The 21364-nt window shown below is 57.1% G+C and carries 25 protein-coding genes and 1 tRNA gene; 16 read left to right on the top strand and 10 right to left on the bottom strand.

All coding sequences use genetic code 11. The features are described from left to right. Positions 1-18: 18 nt before the first annotated feature. Positions 19-1071: a phenylacetaldoxime dehydratase family protein gene (locus RLW55_RS02170; RefSeq protein ID WP_423415427.1), complete on the top strand. Its 1053-nt coding sequence runs from the start codon at positions 19-21 to the stop codon at positions 1069-1071. A gap of 146 nt (positions 1072-1217) precedes the next feature. Here RLW55_RS02170 and RLW55_RS02165 read toward each other — a convergent pair whose 3' ends face one another. The 5 genes from RLW55_RS02165 to RLW55_RS02145 form a co-directional block, all read right to left on the bottom strand. Beyond that, on the bottom strand, positions 1218-1832 hold the full coding sequence (locus RLW55_RS02165; protein ID WP_423415426.1) for a DUF3617 domain-containing protein: 615 nt from the start codon (positions 1830-1832) through the stop codon (positions 1218-1220). 53 nt (positions 1833-1885) lie between these two features. Next, the gene (locus tag RLW55_RS02160; RefSeq protein ID WP_423415425.1) at positions 1886-2530 is read right to left on the bottom strand and encodes a hypothetical protein; all 645 of its coding nucleotides are present in this window, start codon (positions 2528-2530) and stop codon (positions 1886-1888) included. A 91-nt stretch (positions 2531-2621) separates the two neighbouring features. Beyond that, on the bottom strand, positions 2622-3311 hold the full coding sequence (locus RLW55_RS02155) for a response regulator transcription factor (RefSeq protein WP_409562055.1): 690 nt from the start codon (positions 3309-3311) through the stop codon (positions 2622-2624). Beyond that, on the bottom strand, positions 3308-4684 hold the full coding sequence (locus RLW55_RS02150) for an ATP-binding protein (protein ID WP_423415424.1): 1377 nt from the start codon (positions 4682-4684) through the stop codon (positions 3308-3310). The genes RLW55_RS02155 and RLW55_RS02150 overlap by 4 nt, the downstream gene beginning before the upstream one ends. A 106-nt stretch (positions 4685-4790) precedes the next feature. Further along, positions 4791-5291, bottom strand: coding sequence for a hypothetical protein (locus RLW55_RS02145; protein ID WP_414461649.1), 501 nt, complete (start codon positions 5289-5291; stop codon positions 4791-4793). A gap of 403 nt (positions 5292-5694) precedes the next feature. Between RLW55_RS02145 and RLW55_RS02140 the strand changes: the two genes are divergently transcribed. The 14 genes from RLW55_RS02140 (at position 5695) to RLW55_RS02075 (ending at position 17184) form a co-directional block, all read left to right on the top strand. Beyond that, on the top strand, positions 5695-7554 hold the full coding sequence (locus RLW55_RS02140) for a methanol/ethanol family PQQ-dependent dehydrogenase (protein ID WP_409563222.1): 1860 nt from the start codon (positions 5695-5697) through the stop codon (positions 7552-7554). A gap of 16 nt (positions 7555-7570) precedes the next feature. Next, a complete protein-coding gene (locus tag RLW55_RS02135; RefSeq protein WP_423415423.1) occupies positions 7571-7726 on the top strand; it encodes a hypothetical protein in 156 nt (51 codons plus the stop codon). 55 nt (positions 7727-7781) lie between these two features. Continuing rightward, a complete protein-coding gene (gene moxJ / locus RLW55_RS02130) occupies positions 7782-8690 on the top strand; it encodes a methanol oxidation system protein MoxJ (protein WP_423415422.1) in 909 nt (302 codons plus the stop codon). 53 nt (positions 8691-8743) lie between these two features. Beyond that, positions 8744-9325 carry a cytochrome c(L), periplasmic gene (moxG, locus tag RLW55_RS02125; protein WP_423415421.1) on the top strand — a complete coding sequence of 194 codons (582 nt, stop codon included), beginning with the start codon at positions 8744-8746 and terminating at the stop codon, positions 9323-9325. A gap of 101 nt (positions 9326-9426) precedes the next feature. Next, positions 9427-9726: a methanol dehydrogenase [cytochrome c] subunit gene (locus RLW55_RS02120; RefSeq protein WP_013946132.1), complete on the top strand. Its 300-nt coding sequence runs from the start codon at positions 9427-9429 to the stop codon at positions 9724-9726. A gap of 209 nt (positions 9727-9935) precedes the next feature. Then, positions 9936-10955 (top strand): AAA family ATPase, encoded by a 1020-nt coding sequence (locus RLW55_RS02115; protein WP_423415420.1) that lies wholly within the window; start codon positions 9936-9938, stop codon positions 10953-10955. Then, positions 10952-11809: a DUF58 domain-containing protein gene (locus RLW55_RS02110; protein ID WP_423415419.1), complete on the top strand. Its 858-nt coding sequence runs from the start codon at positions 10952-10954 to the stop codon at positions 11807-11809. The genes RLW55_RS02115 and RLW55_RS02110 overlap by 4 nt, the downstream gene beginning before the upstream one ends. Beyond that, positions 11809-12783: a nonribosomal peptide synthetase MxaA gene (locus tag RLW55_RS02105; RefSeq protein ID WP_423415418.1), complete on the top strand. Its 975-nt coding sequence runs from the start codon at positions 11809-11811 to the stop codon at positions 12781-12783. The genes RLW55_RS02110 and RLW55_RS02105 overlap by 1 nt, the downstream gene beginning before the upstream one ends. Further along, complete coding sequence (locus RLW55_RS02100) at positions 12780-13784, top strand: vWA domain-containing protein (RefSeq protein ID WP_423415417.1); 1005 nt, start codon at positions 12780-12782, stop codon at positions 13782-13784. The genes RLW55_RS02105 and RLW55_RS02100 overlap by 4 nt, the downstream gene beginning before the upstream one ends. After that, entirely contained in the window at positions 13774-14355 is a 582-nt protein-coding gene (locus tag RLW55_RS02095; RefSeq protein WP_423415416.1) for a hypothetical protein, read from the top strand. The genes RLW55_RS02100 and RLW55_RS02095 overlap by 11 nt, the downstream gene beginning before the upstream one ends. Then, a complete protein-coding gene (locus RLW55_RS02090; protein ID WP_423415415.1) occupies positions 14352-15377 on the top strand; it encodes a vWA domain-containing protein in 1026 nt (341 codons plus the stop codon). The genes RLW55_RS02095 and RLW55_RS02090 overlap by 4 nt, the downstream gene beginning before the upstream one ends. Further along, on the top strand, positions 15367-15903 hold the full coding sequence (locus RLW55_RS02085; RefSeq protein ID WP_409562066.1) for an SRPBCC family protein: 537 nt from the start codon (positions 15367-15369) through the stop codon (positions 15901-15903). The genes RLW55_RS02090 and RLW55_RS02085 overlap by 11 nt, the downstream gene beginning before the upstream one ends. Next, a complete protein-coding gene (locus RLW55_RS02080) occupies positions 15900-16865 on the top strand; it encodes a YncE family protein (RefSeq protein ID WP_423415414.1) in 966 nt (321 codons plus the stop codon). Before RLW55_RS02085 ends, RLW55_RS02080 begins: the two co-directional genes overlap by 4 nt. A gap of 19 nt (positions 16866-16884) precedes the next feature. After that, positions 16885-17184, top strand: coding sequence for a hypothetical protein (locus tag RLW55_RS02075; RefSeq protein WP_423415413.1), 300 nt, complete (start codon positions 16885-16887; stop codon positions 17182-17184). Between the two features lie 24 nt (positions 17185-17208). Here the strand turns inward: RLW55_RS02075 and RLW55_RS02070 are convergent, their stop codons facing one another. The 5 genes from RLW55_RS02070 to RLW55_RS02050 all read right to left on the bottom strand — a co-directional run bounded on the left by RLW55_RS02070 (position 17209) and on the right by RLW55_RS02050 (position 20157). Continuing rightward, the gene (locus tag RLW55_RS02070) at positions 17209-17604 is read right to left on the bottom strand and encodes a hypothetical protein (protein ID WP_423415412.1); all 396 of its coding nucleotides are present in this window, start codon (positions 17602-17604) and stop codon (positions 17209-17211) included. Positions 17605-17807: 203 nt separating this feature from the next. Then, a complete protein-coding gene (locus RLW55_RS02065; RefSeq protein ID WP_423415411.1) occupies positions 17808-18215 on the bottom strand; it encodes an EF-hand domain-containing protein in 408 nt (135 codons plus the stop codon). Positions 18216-18426: 211 nt separating this feature from the next. Further along, complete coding sequence (locus RLW55_RS02060) at positions 18427-19044, bottom strand: response regulator (protein ID WP_409562071.1); 618 nt, start codon at positions 19042-19044, stop codon at positions 18427-18429. Between the two features lie 294 nt (positions 19045-19338). Beyond that, positions 19339-19647 carry a hypothetical protein gene (locus tag RLW55_RS02055; RefSeq protein ID WP_013946145.1) on the bottom strand — a complete coding sequence of 103 codons (309 nt, stop codon included), beginning with the start codon at positions 19645-19647 and terminating at the stop codon, positions 19339-19341. A 424-nt stretch (positions 19648-20071) separates the two neighbouring features. Beyond that, positions 20072-20157, bottom strand: a tRNA-Leu gene (locus tag RLW55_RS02050). A gap of 198 nt (positions 20158-20355) precedes the next feature. Between RLW55_RS02050 and RLW55_RS02045 the strand changes: the two genes are divergently transcribed. Next, positions 20356-21330, top strand: coding sequence for a complex I NDUFA9 subunit family protein (locus RLW55_RS02045; RefSeq protein WP_423415410.1), 975 nt, complete (start codon positions 20356-20358; stop codon positions 21328-21330). Positions 21331-21364: the final 34 nt, after the last annotated feature.

Raw genomic sequence — 21364 nt, 5'->3', positions numbered from 1 at the left:
AGTCGGGAGGAAGCTGCTATGACTTTGGATTCATCGATACCCAGCCATCTGCGCTGTCCGCGAACCCGCACGCGCCAAGTGAGCGATAAATGGGTTCCGCCGGTGCCGGCGTTTTCCTCGCGCCCGGATCCCTCGATAGAAAATATCGTGATGTCGTATTTCGGCGTGCAGGTCGAGGGGGAGGAGAAGAAAGAGCAGGCGCTCGCAGCGCTTCAGAACATCGTCGCCTCGTTTAAAGAGCAGAACGGGCCGGCACGATACGACTTGGTCCGATTCATCGACGCCCAAGGGTATTTCAACGCCATAGCCGTCGGCTACTGGCTCGATTCTGATACGTTTCATAAATGGAATGAAAGTCCCGCTATCGCAAATTGGTGGGCGTCAGATAAGCGCCTCACTGAAGGCGTTGGCTACTTCCGTGAAATCCTGCGTCCACGCATGGAGCAATTTGAAACCATCTTCACGCATGAGCACGGTCCGTTCGAGGGCGTTAGCGTGCTTTTCGGCAAGATGAGCGAACCGATCATCGAGCACGGTTATTGGGGCTCGATGCGCGATCGGCTGCCGTTGTCGCAGACCAGTACGATGGACCCGGAGGGCGAACTCTCGCTTAACTCTGGATCTCCGGCGTTGGGTGGACGAGTGATTATCAATGGGCATGATAATCTTACGCTCATTCGTTCCGGCGAAGACTGGAGCACGACCGAGGGCGAAGAACGTCGCACGTGGTACGAGGAAATCGAACCGGTCCTGCACGCAGGCATGAACTATCTGCGTGACGACGGACTCGAGGTCGGCTGCTATTGCAACCGCTATCTCCATCATATGGATGAGAATGGGAACAAAACCGAGAGAGGATTTGGATACAGCCTCTGGCGATCGGTTTCGGCACTTGAAACATGGGGCGCAACGCACCAAACGCACCTTCAGATCTTCGTCACGTTCAACCGGCTGGCAAAGAAATTCAAAAATTTGACGCTCTATCACGAAGTGTCGGTATTCGATGGTGCGAACCAATACTACGAGTATATCAACTGCCATCCGCAGACCGGTCTTATGCGCGCGATCTGACGGCAGAATTTGATGGAATGAAAATGGAGATACACCTCAGCGGACAAGTTCGCCACGTCTGCGGGAGCATAGTTGTTTGCTGAGGTTTCTTGCAAAGATCTGTTCGAAGTAGACCGCGGACATTGCGGCAAGCCAAGTAATTGAGTCTATCTCACGTTCCCAGTGGACATATTCGACGGACAATCCGGTCCAAGATATTTCCCGTCGATCGTCACACCCATGTGAGCAACGCCGTCTTGCGGCGGATCGAACGTGATCTTGGACATGGCGCGGTACCACGTTGAAAAATTGCCAGTAAGTACTGTGCTGGTCGTTTCTTTGCCCGCGCCGGTCGTACAAACCACGTCAACGTATCGCTCATCGCCAAGAACTCTAACGCCGGACGCCGTGCAATTCTTTTTACCTATCCCGGTCACAATCGGATCATTTCTTGTGATGCACGCGTCGAATGTTTTCATACCAACCGTCGCCGCAACCGTCGTCAGCTGCCAGTGCCCGGCTTTTCGAACAGGCAGCTGAGTGGCTACCGCTGCGGAACTGGCAGCCATTAGGCACGAGAAAAAAACGGAAATTCGAAGACAAGAAAAACCCATTTCTGTCGCTTCCGATTTGCGTAGCCGGGTTTCCGGCTGTCGCCGCGTGAGAACCGATTGCAGCTGAGCGTCATTCTGATTGCGCGAACGACACATCCACGGTCGGTCTATGATCTGACCGTAGACGGTCGGGCGCGCCTCGCGCATCGCGATCTTGTCGTCGGCCACCTGTTATAGGCGATGGCATCAACCGCCACTCGGTGACCGGGGTCTGCCACGCTTCAGTTGGCGGTTACTGCCGGCGGCTCGATCGTCAGATTGGGCATGACTGTGAACGTTCCGTCGAATAGCCGCTTGGTTGGATCGGTCACCGGCGTAACGATGTTGCGTGCCGGCAAGCCTGTGGTCTTATCGATGTAAACGCTTTGCTGGTTCGGCACCGACACGGCAGAGACGCGCGGTCCCTTGTCCTTCGCGTCGGCTGTGAGCGGCATCGCAAGAGTGCCTTGGTAGACTGCGTAGGTTTTGCCTTCGAAATCCTTGTTGCCGGCGCACTTATAGTCGGTGCCGACTTTCGGAGGTTGCGCGACCGTTTCCTTGATCTGATTGGCGACGGTATCCGCGAACGATTGAGGCAACTCCGCCCAGACGCCTTGCTGATTGGACCAGGCGCGCTTGCCGATCACGATCATCTCCATAGGCATCGGCTGGTTCGAGACCTCGACGATTTGGTGCATCCGATCGGGAAGAACGTAATCGGCTTTCATCTTCAACGAACCGTCAGCATTCGTAATCGTGGTTTCAAGACGGAATGCTTTTGCCTCTCGTAGCTTTGCGAACGCCGCATCGACTTGGTCCTTGCACGACTGATCGGCGAAAGCCGGACCGGCGATGAAGGCCAATAATCCGATAACAAAAAATCTCATGAGAATCCTACCCGAGCCGTTTCCGAAGTTCTTGTATTTTTACAGTCGAACGGATGGCCCAGGAACACATGCCAAGTCACTGCAATTCGAGCTACCAAACCTTCCCGAGACGCATTGGCGGCGCAGAACGATCGTTTATTCTCTGCCCCGACATTTCAGGCAGGTGATCGATGGCAATGCGCATCAGCTCGGGGAGCGATTTTACGCCAAGCTTCGTTTTGATTTGGGAGCATGTATTTGCAATTGTTTTGTAGCTGACGTGCAATTCGTCGGCGATAGCAGCATATTGCTTGCCTTGGGCAATCAACTCCAACGTTTGCAATTCGCGCAACGTCATGCCGTTGAGGGGGTTGGTCCGGCCTTTTGTTTCCATCACAGCAATCGCGGAGGCAATGGCATGACTCAGAAACGCCTTGCCCTGGCGCACGGCCTGCAGTGCCTTCACGATATCTACGGACGATGTATCTTTTAGGATGTAGCCATTAGCACCGAGTCGCAGCGATTGGCTGGCGATCATGGGGTCTTCGTGCATCGTCAGCACGAGGATCGGCGTGTGCTTGTCGTGGATGCGAAGGCGGCGGATAAACGATAGCCCTCCGAGCACACCTTTCTTGATTGCAAGGTCGATGATGATGAGATCGGGTTTATCGTGGCGATAGGCGCGAAATCCCTCAATGAGATTTGACGCGAGCATGATGTCGTCGATGCCGGCATCTTCAAGCACGCGGCGGCAGCCCTGCAGCACGATGGGATGGTCGTCGATCACGAGAATTTTGGTCATGCGGTCGCCTGGGAAAATGCGTTGACGGAACCACCGTGAAGATCTCGGGGCCGCAACGGGATTTTGATTGAAATCGTGGTGCCGTGGGGTTCGTGACCGGCGATGACAAGGCTGCCCCCCGCTGCCAGAACGCGCTCTCTCATCGCGGATAATCCGAAGCCTGCTTGCACGTCGGGCTTCAGGCCAACGCCATCGTCGCTGATGCGCAGGGCGATTGCATCATGATCGCTGCCGGCGCCTTGGCTGGCCTCTTCGCGAAGTTGGACGACAATGTGCGTCGCCTGACCATGCCGAATGGCATTCGTCAGCGCCTCTTGTGTTGAGCGATAGACGGTGAGGTCGATGCGCTCACCGTAGGGCCTGATGAGCGGGGTGACCGAAAGGCCGATGCGAACGTTGGGATGGCGCCGTTCGAAATCATAGACGAGATCTTGAATGAGCGCAGAGAGAGGCACTTTGCCGACGGAGACAGGATGAAGGCGCTTCAAAAGCGCGCGATTCATAGCCTTGAGACGCGAGGAAATCGACAGGATTTCGTCCGTTCTTTTGCGAATGGCTTCAGCACTGTCTTCGCGGAGCGCATCGGTGAGACGGCTGATTGATTCCGCGTTCGCGGTAATTCCAAAAAGGCAGGGACCAGCCTCATCATGGAGTTCGCGCGCAATCTCGCGCCGCTCATCTTCTTGCACGGATTGAATCTGCCGATAGAGTTCGCCGTTTTCTTCTCGCGCCTGATCGAGAGATGCAGCAAGCGAATTGAACTTCACTGCAATGTCGGCAACTTCGGTCACTTTTGGAATTTTGAGGCGCTGCGACCGCTCACCCGCTTCAAGCGCCACCAGTCCCTTCGCAAGGTCCGTCAGCGGATTGAGGATACGGCCGAGAACGATATAGAAAGCCAAGACGATGAAAACGATGGCGACGACCGCGACCGTCGCAAAAGCTGAGAGCTGCTCCCACTTCTCCGCGATCTCGTCATCCGGGTCACCCTTCAGAATGAGCGAGCGGCCGTTCGGCTCAATGCTGATGACGCGGGTATGATCGTTACCGCCTTTAGGCATCATCAGTGCCTCGAACCAGTCGGGCGTGCGATCATTGGCGTCATCGATATCGGACACCGTTTCCGGTGATCGCAGGACGCGCATCGGCTTGCCCGGATCTTCAACGTAAACGCGGGCATGACGCAGATGCTGAATTTCGTGGGCAACGAGATTATCGAGGTCGGAGAGATGATTTTCGGCGTTGATCCGCCGAACAAGCTCGCGCAGATAGCCTTCCGCCGTATCCATCGACGCTTCGATTTCGACGTTCACGGATTGGCGGCCATTGAGGACGGCGGTTGCTCCCATCAGTACGGTGGCAAGAAAAAGCATCGCGGAAATCGCGAGCAGAACTTGCTGCCGGATGGAGCGACTAAACCATGCCGCCTTTCGCAAGCGGGCAGCTAAACCGGATAAACGCGATGTCGTTTGCATTACGTCAACTGCGCGAACCATAACGTTTCGAAAGCGCATCGAGCGCCTGCTCGCCGGTGAATCCGGCTTTGCGCAAATTGTAATACTGCTGTCCCGCCGCGCCGAAACTCTCGATCCGATTGGCGGCGATTGCGTTGTTCAACATAGTAATCAAGCTGATGGCGGTTTCATCGCCGCCCGCACCTTTCAGCATATCTTCGAGCTGGACAGCGCGGTTCGCGACCATGCGTGGCGAGTCGTTAAACTTTTCGGACGCCTCGATCAGAGCACGGCGAACTTCTCCCGATTTTGAGGCGGCAACTTTCCCGTCACTCTTCGTCTCATGCTCAATCAACCAGATCTCCGGCCTCACGTCGTCCTGTTCCGTCAACCAGCTCTTCGTGCCGACCTTCGTCAGCCCGGAACGGTGTTCTGCTTGGTGCTGTGTCGGTTGTTCGTCACTGCATCCGTTTAAGCCGGCGGCAATCACGAGGGCCAGTGCAAAGATGGAAAGGCGATGGGTCATCACGATTATTTGCGCTTTTACAGGTGGTTTTCATTCTCTCATCGCCAGCTATGACAGACGCGCGCAGAGACTACCAGGACAACGTCTGCAGTCTTCTTTGCCAAAACTTCCCGGCCCAATTTGCCGATCAATCTGAAGACCTCGCAAGGCTACATCGTTACGGTCCGCCCCGTGCTGATCGCGCAACCATCGGACGACCAGCGATCCGAACGCGCAGCACGCATCTAAGAGTGGCCTCGGGTGAGACTTTTGCCCGTATTCCGCTCGTGCCTCAGAGGGTCGGGACGGCAAAAGTACCCCTTCGTTTCACAAGGGAAGTCGCCTCGGCCGAATAAGAAAAAGCTGGGTTTAGGAAACGCGAGGTTAAATGGGCATGAAAAAAGTCGTTGGCACCTCAATGCTGATGTCGGCGTCCTGCATGGCGATAGCCGCCGCTATGCAGCTCGGCGTCGCAACCAGCGCTTACGCGAATGACAAGCTAGTTGAACTGTCGAAGAGCAAAGACAACTGGGTGATGCCGGGTCGGAATTACGACTCGAATAACTACAGCGAAGACGACCAAATCAACGTCGGCAACGTCAAGCAGTTGAAGCATGCTTGGTCGTTCTCGACCGGTGAGCTGCACGGCCATGAAGGCGCTCCGCTCGTCGTCGATGGTGTGATGTACGTTCATACCTCATTCCCCAACAAGACTTTTGCTCTTGATCTCAACGATCCGGGCCACATCCTTTGGCAGCATAGCCCGAAGCAGAACCCAGCCGCTCGTTCCGTGGCGTGCTGCGATCTCGTGAACCGCGGTCTGGCTTATTGGCCGGGCGACGGTAAAGTTCCGGCGTTGATCATCAAGACCCAGCTCGACGGTCACCTCGTCGCGCTTAACGCCAAGACGGGCGAAGAATACTGGAAAGTCGAAAACGCCGATATCAAAGTCGGCCAGACCGAAACCCAGGCTCCGTACGTCGTGAAGGATCTGGCAATCGTCGGTTCTTCGGGCGCCGAACTCGGCGTTCGCGGCTACACAACCGCCTATAACGTCAAAACCGGCGAACAAGTCTGGCGCAAGTACGCGACCGGTCCGGACGCCGATATCGGTATCGGCGATGACTTCAATAAGGCGAACCCGCACTACGGTCAAAAGGGCCTTGGCCTTGCGACTTGGGAAGGTGACGCTTGGAAAATCGGCGGCGGCACCAACTGGGGTTGGTATGCCTACGATCCATCGCTCAACCTGATTTACTACGGCTCGGGCAACCCCGCTCCGTGGAACGAAACGATGCGTCCGGGCGATAACAAGTGGACCATGACGATCATGGCCCGCGATGCCGACACCGGTGAGTTGAAGTTCGGCTACCAGAAGACGCCTCACGACGAGTGGGACTTCGCTGGCGTCAACGTCATGATGCTCTCTGAGCAGAAAGACAAAGACGGCAAGGAGCGCAAGCTTCTGACGCATCCCGATCGTAACGGCATCGTCTACACGCTTGATCGTTCAAACGGCGACCTCATCTCGGCGAACAAGCTCGACGATACGGTCAACGTCTTCAAGACGGTCGACCTGAAGACCGGCCTTCCGGTTCGCGATCCTGAATACGGTACCTACATGAACCACAAGGGCACGGACATCTGCCCCTCGGCCATGGGTTACCACAACCAGGGTCACGACTCTTATGATCCCAAGAAGCAGCTGTTCTTCATGGGTATCAACCACATCTGCATGGACTGGGAGCCCTTCATGCTTCCCTACCGCGCAGGTCAGTTCTTCGTTGGTGCAACGTTGTGGATGTACCCAGGTCCGAAGGGTGATCGCCAGAACTTCCTGGGCCTCGGTCAAATCAAGGCCTACAACGCAATCACCGGCAAGTACAAGTGGGAGCACATGGAGCGCTTCTCGGTTTGGGGCGGCACGCTCGCAACCGCTGGCAACCTGGTGTTTTACGGTACGCTTGATGGCTTCATCAAAGCACGCAACTCGGACACCGGTGAGCTGCTCTGGAAGCACAAGTTGCCGTCGGGCGTGATCGGTTACCCGATGACGTACGAGCACAATGGCATCCAGTACATTGCTATCATGTCGGGCGTTGGTGGTTGGCCGGGCGTCGGTCTGGTGTTCGACCTCCAGGATCCGACCGCTGGTCTCGGTGCGGTTGGCGCCTTCAAGCAACTCCAGAACTACACGCAGATGGGCGGCAGCGTCGAAGTGTTCTCGCTTGACGGCAAGAACCCCTACGACGACGTCAACGTCGGCGAATACGAGAAGGGCTGATAATCAGCCTTGGGCTATGGCATCGGCGATCTTCACCGACGCCATAGCCCACTGGATATCTCTCGTGTCCGAAAAGGACCCGAGCCGCGCGGCGATAGTCGATTATTCGCTTCACAACGACGGCTATCTGCCTCGCGAGCAATTCATTCGAATTTCCGGCAACAGCGCTTGATCCCGCGCGAGGCGCGAGCAACCGCCAGACCGATTTGAAAGGCCTTGTTCAAATCATGGCTCCCGAATTAGAGACCGCTCATTCGCGGACATTTGTTTCGCATCTTTGGCAAGTCGCGGCTGCCATCAGTGTTTCGCTATTCGCGCTCGCAGCTTTCAATCCGTCGATGTCGGATGATGCAAAACCTGCTGCGGCGGAGGACAAAAATGTCCTGCGTGTCTGCGCGGCCGCGAAAGAACTGCCGTATTCGGCGGACGACGAGTCCGGATTCGAAAATAAGATCGCCAAAATTCTTGCTGATAGCTTGGGGCGAAAAGCCGAATTTGTCTGGTCTCAAAAAGACGCCATCTACGCGGTGCGCGATCAGCTCGATAAAAATCTTTGCGATGTCATTATCGGAACGGATGCCAACGATCCCCGCGTTCTGACGTCGAAGCCCTATTATCGAGCGGCCTATGTTTTCATTCAGCGCAAGGACTCGCCGCTGAAGATCGACAGCTTTGATAGTCCCGATATCGTCAAGGCAAATCCGATTGGCTTCGTGCAAGGCACGCCCGCCGAAACGATGATTACCAAGCTCGATCTTTATAACGACAATATCAACTACGTGTCGTCGCTGACCAACTTCAAGGATAAGCGAAACTCCTACACGCGCGTTCCGCCAGATCGGATGGTCGGCGAAGTGGCTTCGGGAAAATCCGAGCTCGCTATTGGTTTCGCGCCGGAAGTCGCGCGTTACGTCAAGGCGAATGACGCGCTCAAGTTGACTGTCATTCCCGATAATAATGTTCGCGACGATGGCCAGCGCGTTCCGTTTCATTTCGACCAGTCATTCGCCGTCCGCAAAGACGAGAAAGATCTGATGGCCGCGATAAACACCGCCCTTCCGGGCATACAGAAGAAAATCGATGCGGTTCTGAAAGACGAAGGAATTCCCTTCGAAGCGCCTCAACCGCCGACCTGAAGACAGATGTCCCGCAGATCGGCAATCGAAGAAGAGTGGAAGAGAAATTGCAGATGAGATTTGGAATTCTGGCAGCCGGCGCTGTCGTATGGTCGTTGATCGCGGGTGCGCAGATGGCCAATGCCCAACAGGTTTTTCAGAATACCATTACTGGTGAAACCCTGGACGTCGATGGCACGGCACCGAAGGAAGGCCGTGATACCCCTGCGGTCAAGAAGTTCCTGGAAACCGGTGTGGATGCCTACGTCGAAGTTCCAGGCTGCCTACCCAAAGGCGAAGAGGTTTTTCTCGAGTCCTGCTCGGGCTGCCACGGGCATATCGGAGAAGGCAAGGTCGGTCCGGGTCTGAACGATTCCTACTGGACCTATCCGAAGAACGAGACCGACAAGGGTCTGTTTGAGACCATCTTCGGCGGTGCCAACGGCATGATGGGTCCGCACGGCCAAGACATCGAGCTCGACGACATGATGAAGCTCATTGCTTGGATCCGCCACATCCAGAAGGACGACGTCAAAGACGCTCAGTGGCTGACGGACGAGCAGAAGAAGAACTTCAAAGCCTTCAATATCGACGAATGGGAAAAAACGGGACGCGCTGCCGCTGCGAAGCAGCAATGCAAGATTTCCGGCAACTAGCTCATGTCCTGATTAGGTCTGCCTCACAGGGCTTGGCTGGTACGGAACAACAAGGACGGATCAGACCGTCCGAAAACGAGTAGAAAAATGGAGGAATGCCTATGAAGAACCTTTCACTCACGCTCGTTGCCGGAATTGCATTTGCCGGCCTCGCTGGCGCGATGGCACCCGCGGCCATGGCCTACGATGGCACGCACTGCCGCGCTCCGGGCAACTGCTGGGAGCCGAAGCCCGGCTTCCCTGAAAAGATCAAGGGTACGAAGTTCGATCCGAAGCACGACCCGAAGCAGCTCGCGAAGCAGAGCGAATCCATGGCTGCCATGGAAGAGCGGAATGCGAAGCGCGCTGAGAACTTCAAGAAGACCGGCAAGTGGGTCTACGACGTCTCGAAAATCCAATAGTCGAGACGGATAAATAATCCTCGGATCTTGCGACGCTTGCAGGACGAAAAAATTTCCTCTCCGAGGTATCTGGGGTGCTGCCCAAAACAGCACCCCCCTTTTCGTCCGAACTTAAATCTGACGTCCAGTCGTTCGGCCGGCTGAGCACGCCATGCTTGGGAACAAGAATAATGAATCGCCCAACGCTTGATCGGCAGCCTACTGCCGATATGTCCGAACCAATTAACCTCGAAAGCTGGCGCCGCGATGCTCGCGACTTCGAGCAGGAAATCGCGAAAGCTGTCGTCGGCCAAGAACGGGCAATCCGTCTCCTGACAATTGCCGTATTCGCGCGCGGGCATGTTCTTCTGGAGGGCGACGTCGGCGTCGGCAAGACAACGCTCCTGCGCGCAGTGGCTCGAGCGCTCGGTGGTGCTTACGAGCGTATCGAAGGCACGATCGATCTAATGCCTTCTGACATGATCTATCATACGTTTCTTAACGAAGAGGGTAAGCCACGCGTCGATCCGGGTCCCGTTCTTCGCCATGGCAGCGATCTCTCGGTTTTCTTTTTCAACGAAATCAACCGGGCGCGCCCTCAGGTGCATTCGCTGCTGCTGCGATTGATGGCCGAGCGCAGTATCACGGCCTTCAACAAGGAACACTATTTTCCCAATCTGCTCGTCTTTGCTGATCGCAATCGCATCGAGCGTGAGGAAACCTTTGAGCTGCCTGCCGCGGCACGCGATCGCTTTCTGATGGAAGTTGGCATTGCTACCCCGACAGACAATACGGCGCGCCGAGACTTGCTCTTTGAGACGAAGTTCCATGATGTCGACGCGCTTATTTCATCACTCAGGGAAGGCGTGATCGGCTACCGGCGTCTGAATGCGCTTTCCAAGGTCATTCAGAACAGCATCATCGTAAGCCCGGCGCTGGAGAGCTACGTTCTCGATCTCTGGACCGCCGTGCGCGAACCCGCGAAGGCCGGCATTGATATTCCAAACGTCGACATCACGCGTCTCGTGGCGGGCGGAGCCAGCCCGCGCGGCATGAGTTATCTAATCCGAGCGGCGCGCGTGCAGGCGTGGCTCTCCGGCAGAGACATGGTCGTGCCGGAGGATATTCGCGAGATTTTCTCTGAGTGCATGGCGCACCGCATCTTCCTTGCGCCGGTCTATGAACTTCGACGCGATGACATCATTCGGTCGCTTATCAGAGGCGTGTTCGCCAAGGTACCGGCGCCATGAACGACGCCGCGCGCGATCTCGCTTATGCCATACCCTGGCGTACGAGCGGCGTCCGCGTCGGCGCGCACAAGAGCTATCTGTCGGGAAGCAGCGGCCTGTTCCGCGATGTCGTTCCGCTGACCGCGTTTCCTGATCCGAGGCGCATCGCCGTTCGCGCCTCGTTGAGCGACCCTTTCGAACGTCTTCTTGTCCGTCGCGCCGAACAGCCGAGCGCGATTGATGTCGTCGTTCTCGTCGATGTTTCAGCTTCGATGGCCTTCGAAGGCCACTGCAACAAGATGTCCCTTGCGGCAGATATTGCCGAAGCGCTTGCGATTTGCACCGAACGTACCGGTGATACCTTTGCATTGCTGCCGTTTGACAGCGCGTTGCGCCAGGACCTCTTGCTCTGGAAGACGCTGTCACGCGCGGCGCACCTGGACGCCATTGACCGGCTTCGCCACGCAAAAGCCGAGCACCAAGGAATTGAAGGGATCGCCGAAGCCGGTGCGGCAATTGCCGGATCGCGCAAGCTTGTCTTCATTGTTTCCGATTTTTTGTGGCCTGAAGAGGGGGCGCGGGCTGCAGCCGAGGCGCTCGCCTTCCACGACGTCGTGCCAATCGAGTTGCGCGACAGTCTTGAGATTGAGGACTTGCCGCGTTGGGGTCTGCTCAATCTTCGCGACCTTGAAACCGGACGGCATCGTCTTGTCGCCATGCGTCCATCATTGAAAGCGAAATGGTTGACGCTGCGAAACGAGCGGCGCGATCGCATCACGCGCGTCCTCGACGCGAACGCTCGCGAGATGTTCACCATTCGCGATTCGATCGATTGGATGCGCCTTACCGCCTATCTTCTCTACGGGGCCGCCTGATGCGCATCTTTTGGATGATCGTATTCATTCTGATCGGCATTCGCCCGGCGGTGGCGGCCATAGACGCCGTCAACATCTATGAGCCGCGAACGTTCGGTTATTTTATCGGAGATATGCTCGAACGCGACGTTCAAGTCGTCACCAGCGGTAACACCGAACTCTTTACCGCGGCACTTCCACGGCCCGGTCCCCTGACGTACTGGCTCGACTTGGTTTCCATCGACCACACAGAGCGCGAAGCTGACGGGCGGCGGATCTACGATATCAAGCTGAAGTATCAGATTTTCTATTCCGCGATCGAGGCAACTGAACTCGACATCCCGGCCTTCCCGCTGAAGTTCAAAAATCCGACGAGTGTTGCGCCGGATGAAACTGCGCCGAATGACTCGGAAGAAGCTGCGAAGAAATATTCCGCGTCGGTTCCTGCTCTGCGCCTGACCCTCTCGCCGCTTCGTAATCTCGTTTTGAACGATCTCATGCCCGAAAAGACGAAAGAACTTTCGGACGTCCTGCGTCCTAACGTGCAGGCACACGAGATTCCAGTCGCCTCCAAAGAAAAAATGCTTGCGTTTTCGGGTCTCGCGCTTCTCGGCTGTGGGCTACTGCTGCTTTGGCATTATGCCATCTGGCCGTTCAAGAAACGCGCCGGCCGTCCGTTTACGCAAGCCGACCGCCAGATCCGGGACCTCCTGCCCTATGGGGTGGGCGACGCTTCCTATCGTGAGGCACTTCTCATTCTGCATCGCGCTTTCGACGAAGCGGCCGGTCATCGATTATTTGCCGAAGACGCTTCAGCGTTCACGCGAGAACATCCGCGCTTTGAAGGGCTGGCACCGCAGCTCAAAGCTTTTTTCGAAAGTTCGCGCCTTTATTTCTTCGGCGACGATCGACGCACCGCCGAGGATCGCTTCCCGTTTGAAAGCGTGAAGAGGCTGGCCGGCGATCTTGCACGCGAAGAAAGAGCGGCGGCATGATTTTTACGAACCCGCTCGGTTTATATTTGCTGCCGCTGATGCTTATCCCGCTCTTTCTCGGGACACAGAAGCAGGAGGGCTACCCTTCGCTTGCGGACCTCCCGATCGACCGGCTTTCGCAAGTTCTGACTTGGGCACTGCGATTTGCGGGAGTGCTCGCCATTAGTGGCATCGTTCTCGGACTGTCGGGAATTGCGCTGCGTGAACGCAAGATCGAGCGCTTTGGACAGGGCGCGCACATCGTGCTGTTGATAGACCGTTCCGCCAGCATGAACGATACCTTCGCAGGTCGTCAGCCCAGCGGAGCAGAAGAATCGAAATCGGCGGCAGCCAAGCGGCTGCTCAAGGATTTCGTCGTGGAGCGCAAACATGACCGGTTCGGTATCGCCGAATTTTCAACTGCGCCGCTACATGTAGTGCCGATTACCGATCACAAAGGCGTCGTTCTCAATGCAATCGATGCGATCGACCGGCCGGGTCTCGCGTTCACGGATGTCGGCCGCGGCCTCGGCATGGCGCTCAGCATGATCGACGAAGATGTTCTGCCTGGTTCGCGCGCTATCGTTCTGGTCTCGGACGGCGTCGCGGTCGTGGGGCGGCGCGTGCAGGAGGCGTTGCGAACGGATTTCGCCCGGCGCCCCGTCCATCTCTATTTCCTCTATCTGCGCACCGAAGGTTCGAACAGCATGTTCGCCACTCCTCCGTCCGATGCAGAGGATACGCCGCAGGCGCTCCCCGAACGTCACCTCAACAAGTTCTTTCAAAGTTTGCGCATTCCCTACCGTGCTTATGAAGCGGAGAACGCTGATGCGGTCAAAGCCGCCATCAAAGATATCGGCAAGCTTGAGCAGACGCCAATCGTCTACACCGAGCGCATCCCGCAATACGACCTGTCGCGATGGGCATACGGGTATGCGGCGCTGGCTTTAGCTCTTCTTCTTGCTGCGAAGCTCTGCGCCCGCTCGCTCCACGCCATGCCCGGAGGCGCGCATGCTCGTTGACCGCTTCATCACGCTTTTATCGGATCAGCGCAGAAAAATTCTTTGGTTTCTCACGCTGTTGTGCGCGGTTTGGTTTGGATACGCCGCCGATGACTTCTTCCGAGCCGAACGCGCTAACAGCACGATCCGCCAACTCCTGGCACTGAGTGATGCTGCGATCAACGTTCGAACCGCGACGGCGCAGGAGATTCTGGCGCGCATAAATGAATCTTTGCGACGCGATCAAATCGATGATGCGCAAGCAACCTTGAGTTCGTCGGTCGAAAGGGTTCCCCGGGCCATTCATGCGGCTGCGCTTTACAATATCGCCAATTCCAGAACGCTGCTCGCGGCCGAGGCCGTTCGCAAGGGGGATCTCGACGGAGCGGCTGCGCTCGTCAATTTGGCGAAATTCGAATATCGCCTCGCCCTCAAACTCGATCCGGCAAACTGGGATGCGCGCTACAATATCGACGTTGCCATGCGGATCGTGCGTGACCTGCCGCAAGCGGATAATCCCGATAAAGAATCGCCCGACGCACCAAAGAAATTATGGACGGATCTGCCTGGCATTCCGAAGGGGTTGCCATGACTTTCTTCGGGATTGAGTTCGATCGCCGAACAGCTTTGCTCGCGAGCGCGCTGGCACTGACTATTGCCGCGATGATTGGCTTCCATCTCGTGCGCAACCAGCGCATCGCCGACGTTTTGGCAATCATAGATATCACCGGTAGCATGAACACGCGCGACATGGGAAACCCGCGCGGATCGCAGGATCGTCTGGAATCCGCCAAGACTGCGCTCGTCAATCTGATGCAGGATCTTCCCTGCGACTCACGTCTCGGTCTCGGCGTCTTTACGGAGCGCATTTCGTATCTCCTCTTCGATCCGGCCGAGATCTGCGCCAACTACGATGCACTCGAAGGGGCAATCTCGGATCTCGATTGGCGCATGGCGTGGGCGGGCGACAGCTATATCGCCCTGGGCCTCTATTCGGGCATCGACATCGCTCAGAGCTTGAAATCGGATCTTCTATTTCTAACTGACGGACATGAAGCGCCGCCTCTGCCCTTCACGGGCGTTCCGGATTTCGATGGCAAGCCGGGTGCTGTAAAGGGCTTGATCGTCGGCGTCGGAGGAACGGAAAAAACGCCGATCCCGAAATTCGATGACGAGGGACGGCAAGCCGGCGTCTACAGCGAAACTGACGTTCCGCAGGACAATCGAATCGGGGCGCCGCCGCCAGATGCCGAGACGCGCGAAGGATACAATCCGCGCAACGCTCCGTTTGGTGCCATGCCCGCGACCGGCGACGAACAATTGTCGTCGGTAAAAACCGCGCATCTGGAAGACCTCGCGCGGCGTACGGGCCTGCAATACGCCGAGCTTCAGCACGTCAATTCGCTGGCGCCGCGTCTTCTCTCAGCAACGGAACCTCGGCTCGTGCCGGTGAATACGAATATGTCCCACGTCCCCGCGCTCGCGGCGCTTCTGCTGCTGCTCGCACTCTACGCATTTTCACTGTTCGAGACGGTGCGTTTCCCCAATCTCCGCCACCTCTTGAAGTTCGGCTTTACGTCCCATCCCAAAGGAGCCTTGGTTTATGGCAATTAAGTTACGTCCACTTCTCGTTATCGCTGCTGTTCTTTCGTTCTCGAGTGCTGCGTGGGCGCATGGCCCGACGCCACAAAAAGTGGACGAGAAAATTACGATTTCCGCCCCACCCGCTGACGTCTGGAAAGTCGTGAAAGACTTTGCGTCCATCGGGACGTGGCATCCGTGGGTCACGAATATCAAGGTCGAAGGGAGCGGCGACGACACGACCAGAACGCTGACGCTAAAGTCTGGCGGAACGCTCATCGACAGCCTTGATGCTATCGACGACAAGGCGATGGAGATCGACTACCGCCTGCAAAACGAAGACCTCAAGGCTCTCCCGGTCAGTTCGTATTCCGATGCGATTATCGTGCAGCCCGCTGCCGACGGAGGTAGCGAGGTCGAGTGGATCTCGCGTCTCTATCGCTTCGATACCGGCAACGAGCCGGCGGACGATCAGAATGACGAAGCGGCAGTCAAGGGATCGACCGAATACATTAAAGCCGGCCTCGCAGGCCTCAAGGCGAAAGTTGAAGGTAAATGAGGGCACGTCTTCCCGTCGCTGCCCTTTTGAGCACCATCGCCATTGCGCTGAAAGGCGCAGTGGCGATGGCCTCACCGCAAAGCGTCTACGTTCTCAGTCAAGACGACGGCATTCTTTCTGTCATCGACACGTCCTCCGACGAAATTGCGGCGAAGGTCGCCATTACCGGGAAGCCGGCAGCCTTCACGATCGATGCGAAATCACGCAAAGCCTTCGCAACGCTTCCCGACAGCGGCGAGATTGCCGTCATCGATCTTGACCGGCGCGTTGTCTTGGCGACCCTAAAGGTCGGCGGCCAGCCATTCGGCATTGCGTCCGACAATGCGGGCCGCCTTTTTGTAGGCGACTGGAGCGCCAATCGCATTTCTATCGTCGATGAGACGACCGGCGCGGCTGAAGCGACGTTTACCGTGGGGCGCTCGCCGGCTCATCTCGTTGCGACGGGAGACGGCAGACGGCTTTTCGTTGCCGACCGTGAATCGAACAATGTCGCAGTCATCGACACAAAGAATCTCAAAATTCTGGCGGAAATTCCCGTCGGCCGTGCGCCGTTCGCATTGGCAATAAGTCCGGACGAAAAACAACTGGCGGTCGCCAACGTCCAAGCCGCGACGCTGTCGATCATCGATACGAAAACTCTGAAGATCGTCTCGACGCCCGCGACAAGCGCTATGCCTTATGGCGTGACCATCACCGACGACAATTCAGAAATCCTCGTTTCCAACCAACACGGCGGAACCGTCTCGATCTTCAATGCGCAAACGTATGCACCGCGCGCCGAGATCAAGGTCGGGCGCTATCCGGAAGGCGTGGCCGTGCTGCACAATGGGAGAAAAGCCTATGTGGCGAACTGGTTTTCAAACACCATTTCAGTTCTCGATCTTGCCAGCAATGTCGAGATCAAGAAGATCAAATGTCCTAGCGGACCGCGGATGGTTATTGCCGGCGCTGTGGAACATTAGCGCCATCGCGCTTACCATCGTGGTTGCAGCTGGGGCAGCACCCAGCACCGGCCACGCTGAATTGCTCTGTGGCGCGATGGTCAAAAGCGGCGTTGCATCGGGCAAGACCGAAGCCGAAGCCAAATCCGCTGCGACGACATGGTGGACATCCCGCGCCGGTGCGCTCGGCGAGGGTTATCAAGAGTGGGACCACGCGAAGAACAAATCCGTCTCGTGCCACGCGGGACCTTTCAACACGTTCAAATGCCGTGCGTCTGCAGAGCCATGCCGACCCGACGACAGCAAGCCGGTCGACTCCTCAGGCAGTAAGCATCTTTAGCTGTACGGCTTCGTCCAAGAGGGGTCAGAGCTCGCTGAAGGTCCTGGTCGATTGCATCGAGCCGAAGTAGGTGCCGGTCCAACGTTCGACCTTCTCTGGCAAGAAAATAAAGCTCTGCATCTTATAGACGAGGCCGTTGCTCATCACGGTTTCGTCTTTCACGGGAATGGCATTGGCGGGAAGAAAGTAGGCGCAGGTCTGTTTGCCAACCACCTTGTTCACTTCATTGGCTGCGATCTCTTCCGAGTCGCCCGCAGCTTCCCGCTGAAGAAAAGCGACCTGTTCGTGCTTTTGACCGCAGAAATAGCCTGAGACCCGTACCGGATCGTCGGAGCGAGCGGGTGCTGCGGCGCAAAGGGTGACGGTTGAAAGAAGGAGAGCAATCCGTGAAATGCTTACGAGAGGCATGGGCTTCTCCAAAGGCTAAACGTTCACAAACTGGGTGAACCCAAACCTCGAGCGCGCGCCTCCGAACCCTTCTTCTCAATTTCCTGAAAGCGTGAGGGAAGAATCGGTAGATCTCAACTGCAGCGGCGTCACATGCGTCTCGAAATCTCAGTGCACACACAGGAAAAGAGGCTGCCTGGCCGCGACTTGCATGCGATCCAGACAGCCGAGGAAATTTACTCAACAAGAAGCAGGAATGATTTCCCGGCATCCGAGGCTAGCTCTTTGTCGTCGAGCGTGCCGTCACTATCGGGATCGGCAGCCTTGAAGCGCTCTACAACGATCGCGTCGTATTCGTTCTGATCGAGCGTGCCATCGTTATCGGGGTCAGCAGCTTTCATACCGGCTTCGTCAACGCGGCCGGACAGCTCTTTGCCATCAAGGGTTCCGTCCTTGTCGGGGTCGAGCTTGGTAAAGAGTTTTGTCGCGGCAGCTTTGGCTTCCGGCACATCGACCGTGCCGTCGTTGTCGGGATCAAGCGCGGTCAGAGATGCCGAAGCGGCGATGGCCGGGTGTGCGTAGTGAACGGACGCCAATGCGGCGCCTGCCACCAGTGCTGCGACACCCAATAATCCAAATTTCATTTCGAAAAACTCCTCTATGGGCGATACGAAACGGCCCCCGTTTCGAAGTCGTTTCTTAAGCTCAGAGGACTACTTCCCTCCGAGATGCATACTGACAGCACGCTAACAGAGGACAACTTCCCGAATTAAGGTGATAAATAGGAAGAAATGTCGGGAACTATTTCCCAGATTGCTGTCCGGCTCGGCGAATATCGCAACCGCTCGGCAGCTTTCAGATCAGCTTCATTTCAAGGGCAATACGAACCATTTCGGTCGATGTGCGGGCGCCGAGCTTTTTCCGCAGGATCGCACAATCCGATGCGACGGTCTTATAGGACACGGAAATATCGTTGGCGATCTCGGCCATGCTTCGGCCGCGCGCCAGCATTCGCAGGACGAGCTGCTCGCGCTCGCTGAGAAGCGTTTCTGTTTGATGGTTTTGTGCCCGGAGCAGCGCCATCTCCTGCACGAGATCATCCGAGATCCACGTATCGCCGCGGGCGACCGCCAGCACGGCCTCGCGCAGATCGGTCGAGCCGCCGGTCTTGCTGACGTAGCCTCTTGCGCCGGCCTGGATCGCCTGAATCGCAAGGATCGGCGTATCGCTCGTCGAGAAGACGACGATGCGAGCTTCGCGGTCGTGGCCGACGAACTCACGTGTCAGCTCAAGGCCCGAGCCATCCGGAAGATTGATGTCGATGATCGTCACATCAGGATCTTCGCGCGGCATTGCGAGCCGTGCTTCTGCTGCCGTTCGCGCTTCGACGATCGCCATCCCATCGATTTGAGAAAAGAGCGCTCGGCAGCCGGATATGACGATCGGGTGATCCTCGACGATGAGAAGCTTCACGGTTGGTTGCGCTCACCTCAAGCATCCGAGCCCAAGCCGTTCTAACGAGCGAGAACCGATTATCAATGCCGAATTTAAAGGGATTTTTTCCCTCGACATGGCGAATTTTGTCCCATGCCGCCCGATCGGCAATGATTGCCGACGTCATATGAAAAGAGGTTTCTGTTGCCGGCGAAATCACCCGGATATGTGCAAACGGCGGAGCAGGAAAATGACTCGCAGAAATCTTGGGAAATCGTACGCCGGGCGTTCCGATGAATTCGGTCGCCCGGCGCGAACTAAAAGTACAGGCTGTTAGTACTGCTTCGGGCACCAGGATTCCGAAGACGATTTGCACCCCTCAGGGAATGCCTTCACCATCTTCTGGGCGGTCACCCATTCGTCCGTATCGACGCTGTTGTTTGAGTCTGCGTCCATTGCCGTGAAGGTAGGGGCTGGATCAATCTTGAGCTTCGTCCAGTTTGCTTCCCACTCCGTGCGGCTGATGGAACCGTTGCCATCGGTGTCGATCATCTTGAACTTCTCGCCCCATTCGTCAGCCGACGCATAAACGGTGGAGGCGAGGACAAACGTGGCCGCTACGGCCGCCAGTCTCTTGAGCATGGTGTTTACTCCCAATCTTATTGCTTTTTCTGCTTGTTGCGCGGTGGCGTAGCGAGTGCCACGGCGCGTACCAAGCAACACGCGGCGAGAGCGCACAGGCAATGGCATGCGTGGCAATTCTGGATGGGAGAGTTGGTAAGTGCGAACGGGACGCGCGTTCAGCGAGGACGCGCAAAGCGATTATTGGTGCTGAAACCCGTCGCCGCTGCCCGACAAACAGATTGCGTTCATCCCCGAAGCAATAGGAATGCCGCTCGCGACAGTTATCTTTAGCACGAGGACCTAAAGTCGAAACTCGCGAATACGATGGCGCCGCGTGCTGAGGACTTCAATGCGACCTCCGCACGCCAGCGCAAACGGACTGAGTTCGCGTACGGCTCGGCGGTCGGCCCGCCTGTGCTGGATTCTTCGGCCGTTGCATTGCTGGTGCCCAGAAGAGGACTCGAACCTCCACGCCTTGTGAGCGCTAGTACCTGAAACTAGTGCGTCTACCAATTCCGCCATCTGGGCTTGCGGGTGTCAGGTAAATTGGTCCGCAGCGGAAGTCAATTGCGTGACGTATGCATCTTGCAGGCTTTTGGGACCATATCGCCTGAGCCAGGCCAGATTGCGGGTAAAGTCGTCCTTCGTGTGCTTCACAGGGTCGCTCAGGCTCGCTAGATGTGAGGCTGGCCGGGTGGCAGGCCGACGGCTGCAGCGAGGTTTCGAATGGCAGGAAACGGTAAACTAGCGACGGTTTTCGGCGGGTCCGGGTTCGTCGGGCGTCATATCGTGTGGTCGCTGGCGCGAAAGGGATACCGGGTGCGTGCTGCGGTCCGCAGACCGGATCTCGCGGGCTATCTGCAACCCATGGGCGTCGTCGGGCAGATATTTCCGGTCCAGGCCAATCTGAGATTTGCCGATTCGGTGGCGCGGGCCGTCGAGGGGGCTGACGTCGTCATCAACGCTGTGGGGATTTTGGCGCCGACAGGGGCACAATCCTTCGACGCGATCCACGTTGAAGGCGCCGCCAGGATCGCGAAAGCCGCGAAGGCGGCGGGCGCCGAGCGCCTTGTTCACATCTCGGCTATCGGCGCGGATAAGACCTCGCCGGCCAAGTACGCCCAGACGAAGGCGCTGGGCGAGGAGGCGATGTTCGCTGGCTTCCCAGGCGCTATGGTGCTGAGGCCGTCGATCATTTTCGGTCCGGAGGACGAGTTCTTCAATCGCTTCGCCGCTATGGCGCGGGTTAGTCCGTTTCTGCCTCTGATTGGCAGCGGCGTTACGAAGTTCCAGCCGGTGTTCGTCGGCGACGTCGGTCATGCTGCTGCGGCGGCGGCAACTGGCGCGGGTACGCCTGGCACGACCTACGAACTTGGCGGGCCGCAGGTTTCGACCTTCAAGGAGCTTTTGAAGCTGACGCTCGACTATTCGGATCGCAAGCGGCTTTTGCTGCCCATTCCGTTCTGGATGGCCAAGCTCATGGCTGCGCTGACCTGGCCGCTGCCGAATACGCTTCGGCCGATGACGGTCGATCAGGTCCGGTTGCTGCAGTCAGATAATGTGGTGTCTGAGGGTGCCAAAAAGGACGGTCGGACAATCATGGCGCTCGACGTTCCGCGGCCAGCCGCCGTCGATGGCGTGGTTCCAGCGTATCTTGAGCGTTTCAAGGCACGGGGCCAGTACGCCCATTACCATCCGTGAGCTTTGCTTAAGCTGCGCTGCCTGTAAGCGCGAA

The organism is Hyphomicrobium sp. B1, assembly GCF_049532635.1.
Classification (GTDB): Bacteria; Pseudomonadota; Alphaproteobacteria; order Rhizobiales; family Hyphomicrobiaceae; genus Hyphomicrobium_B.
Note: the sequence above shows the minus strand (reverse complement) of the source record. Positions and strands in the feature narration are given on the sequence as shown.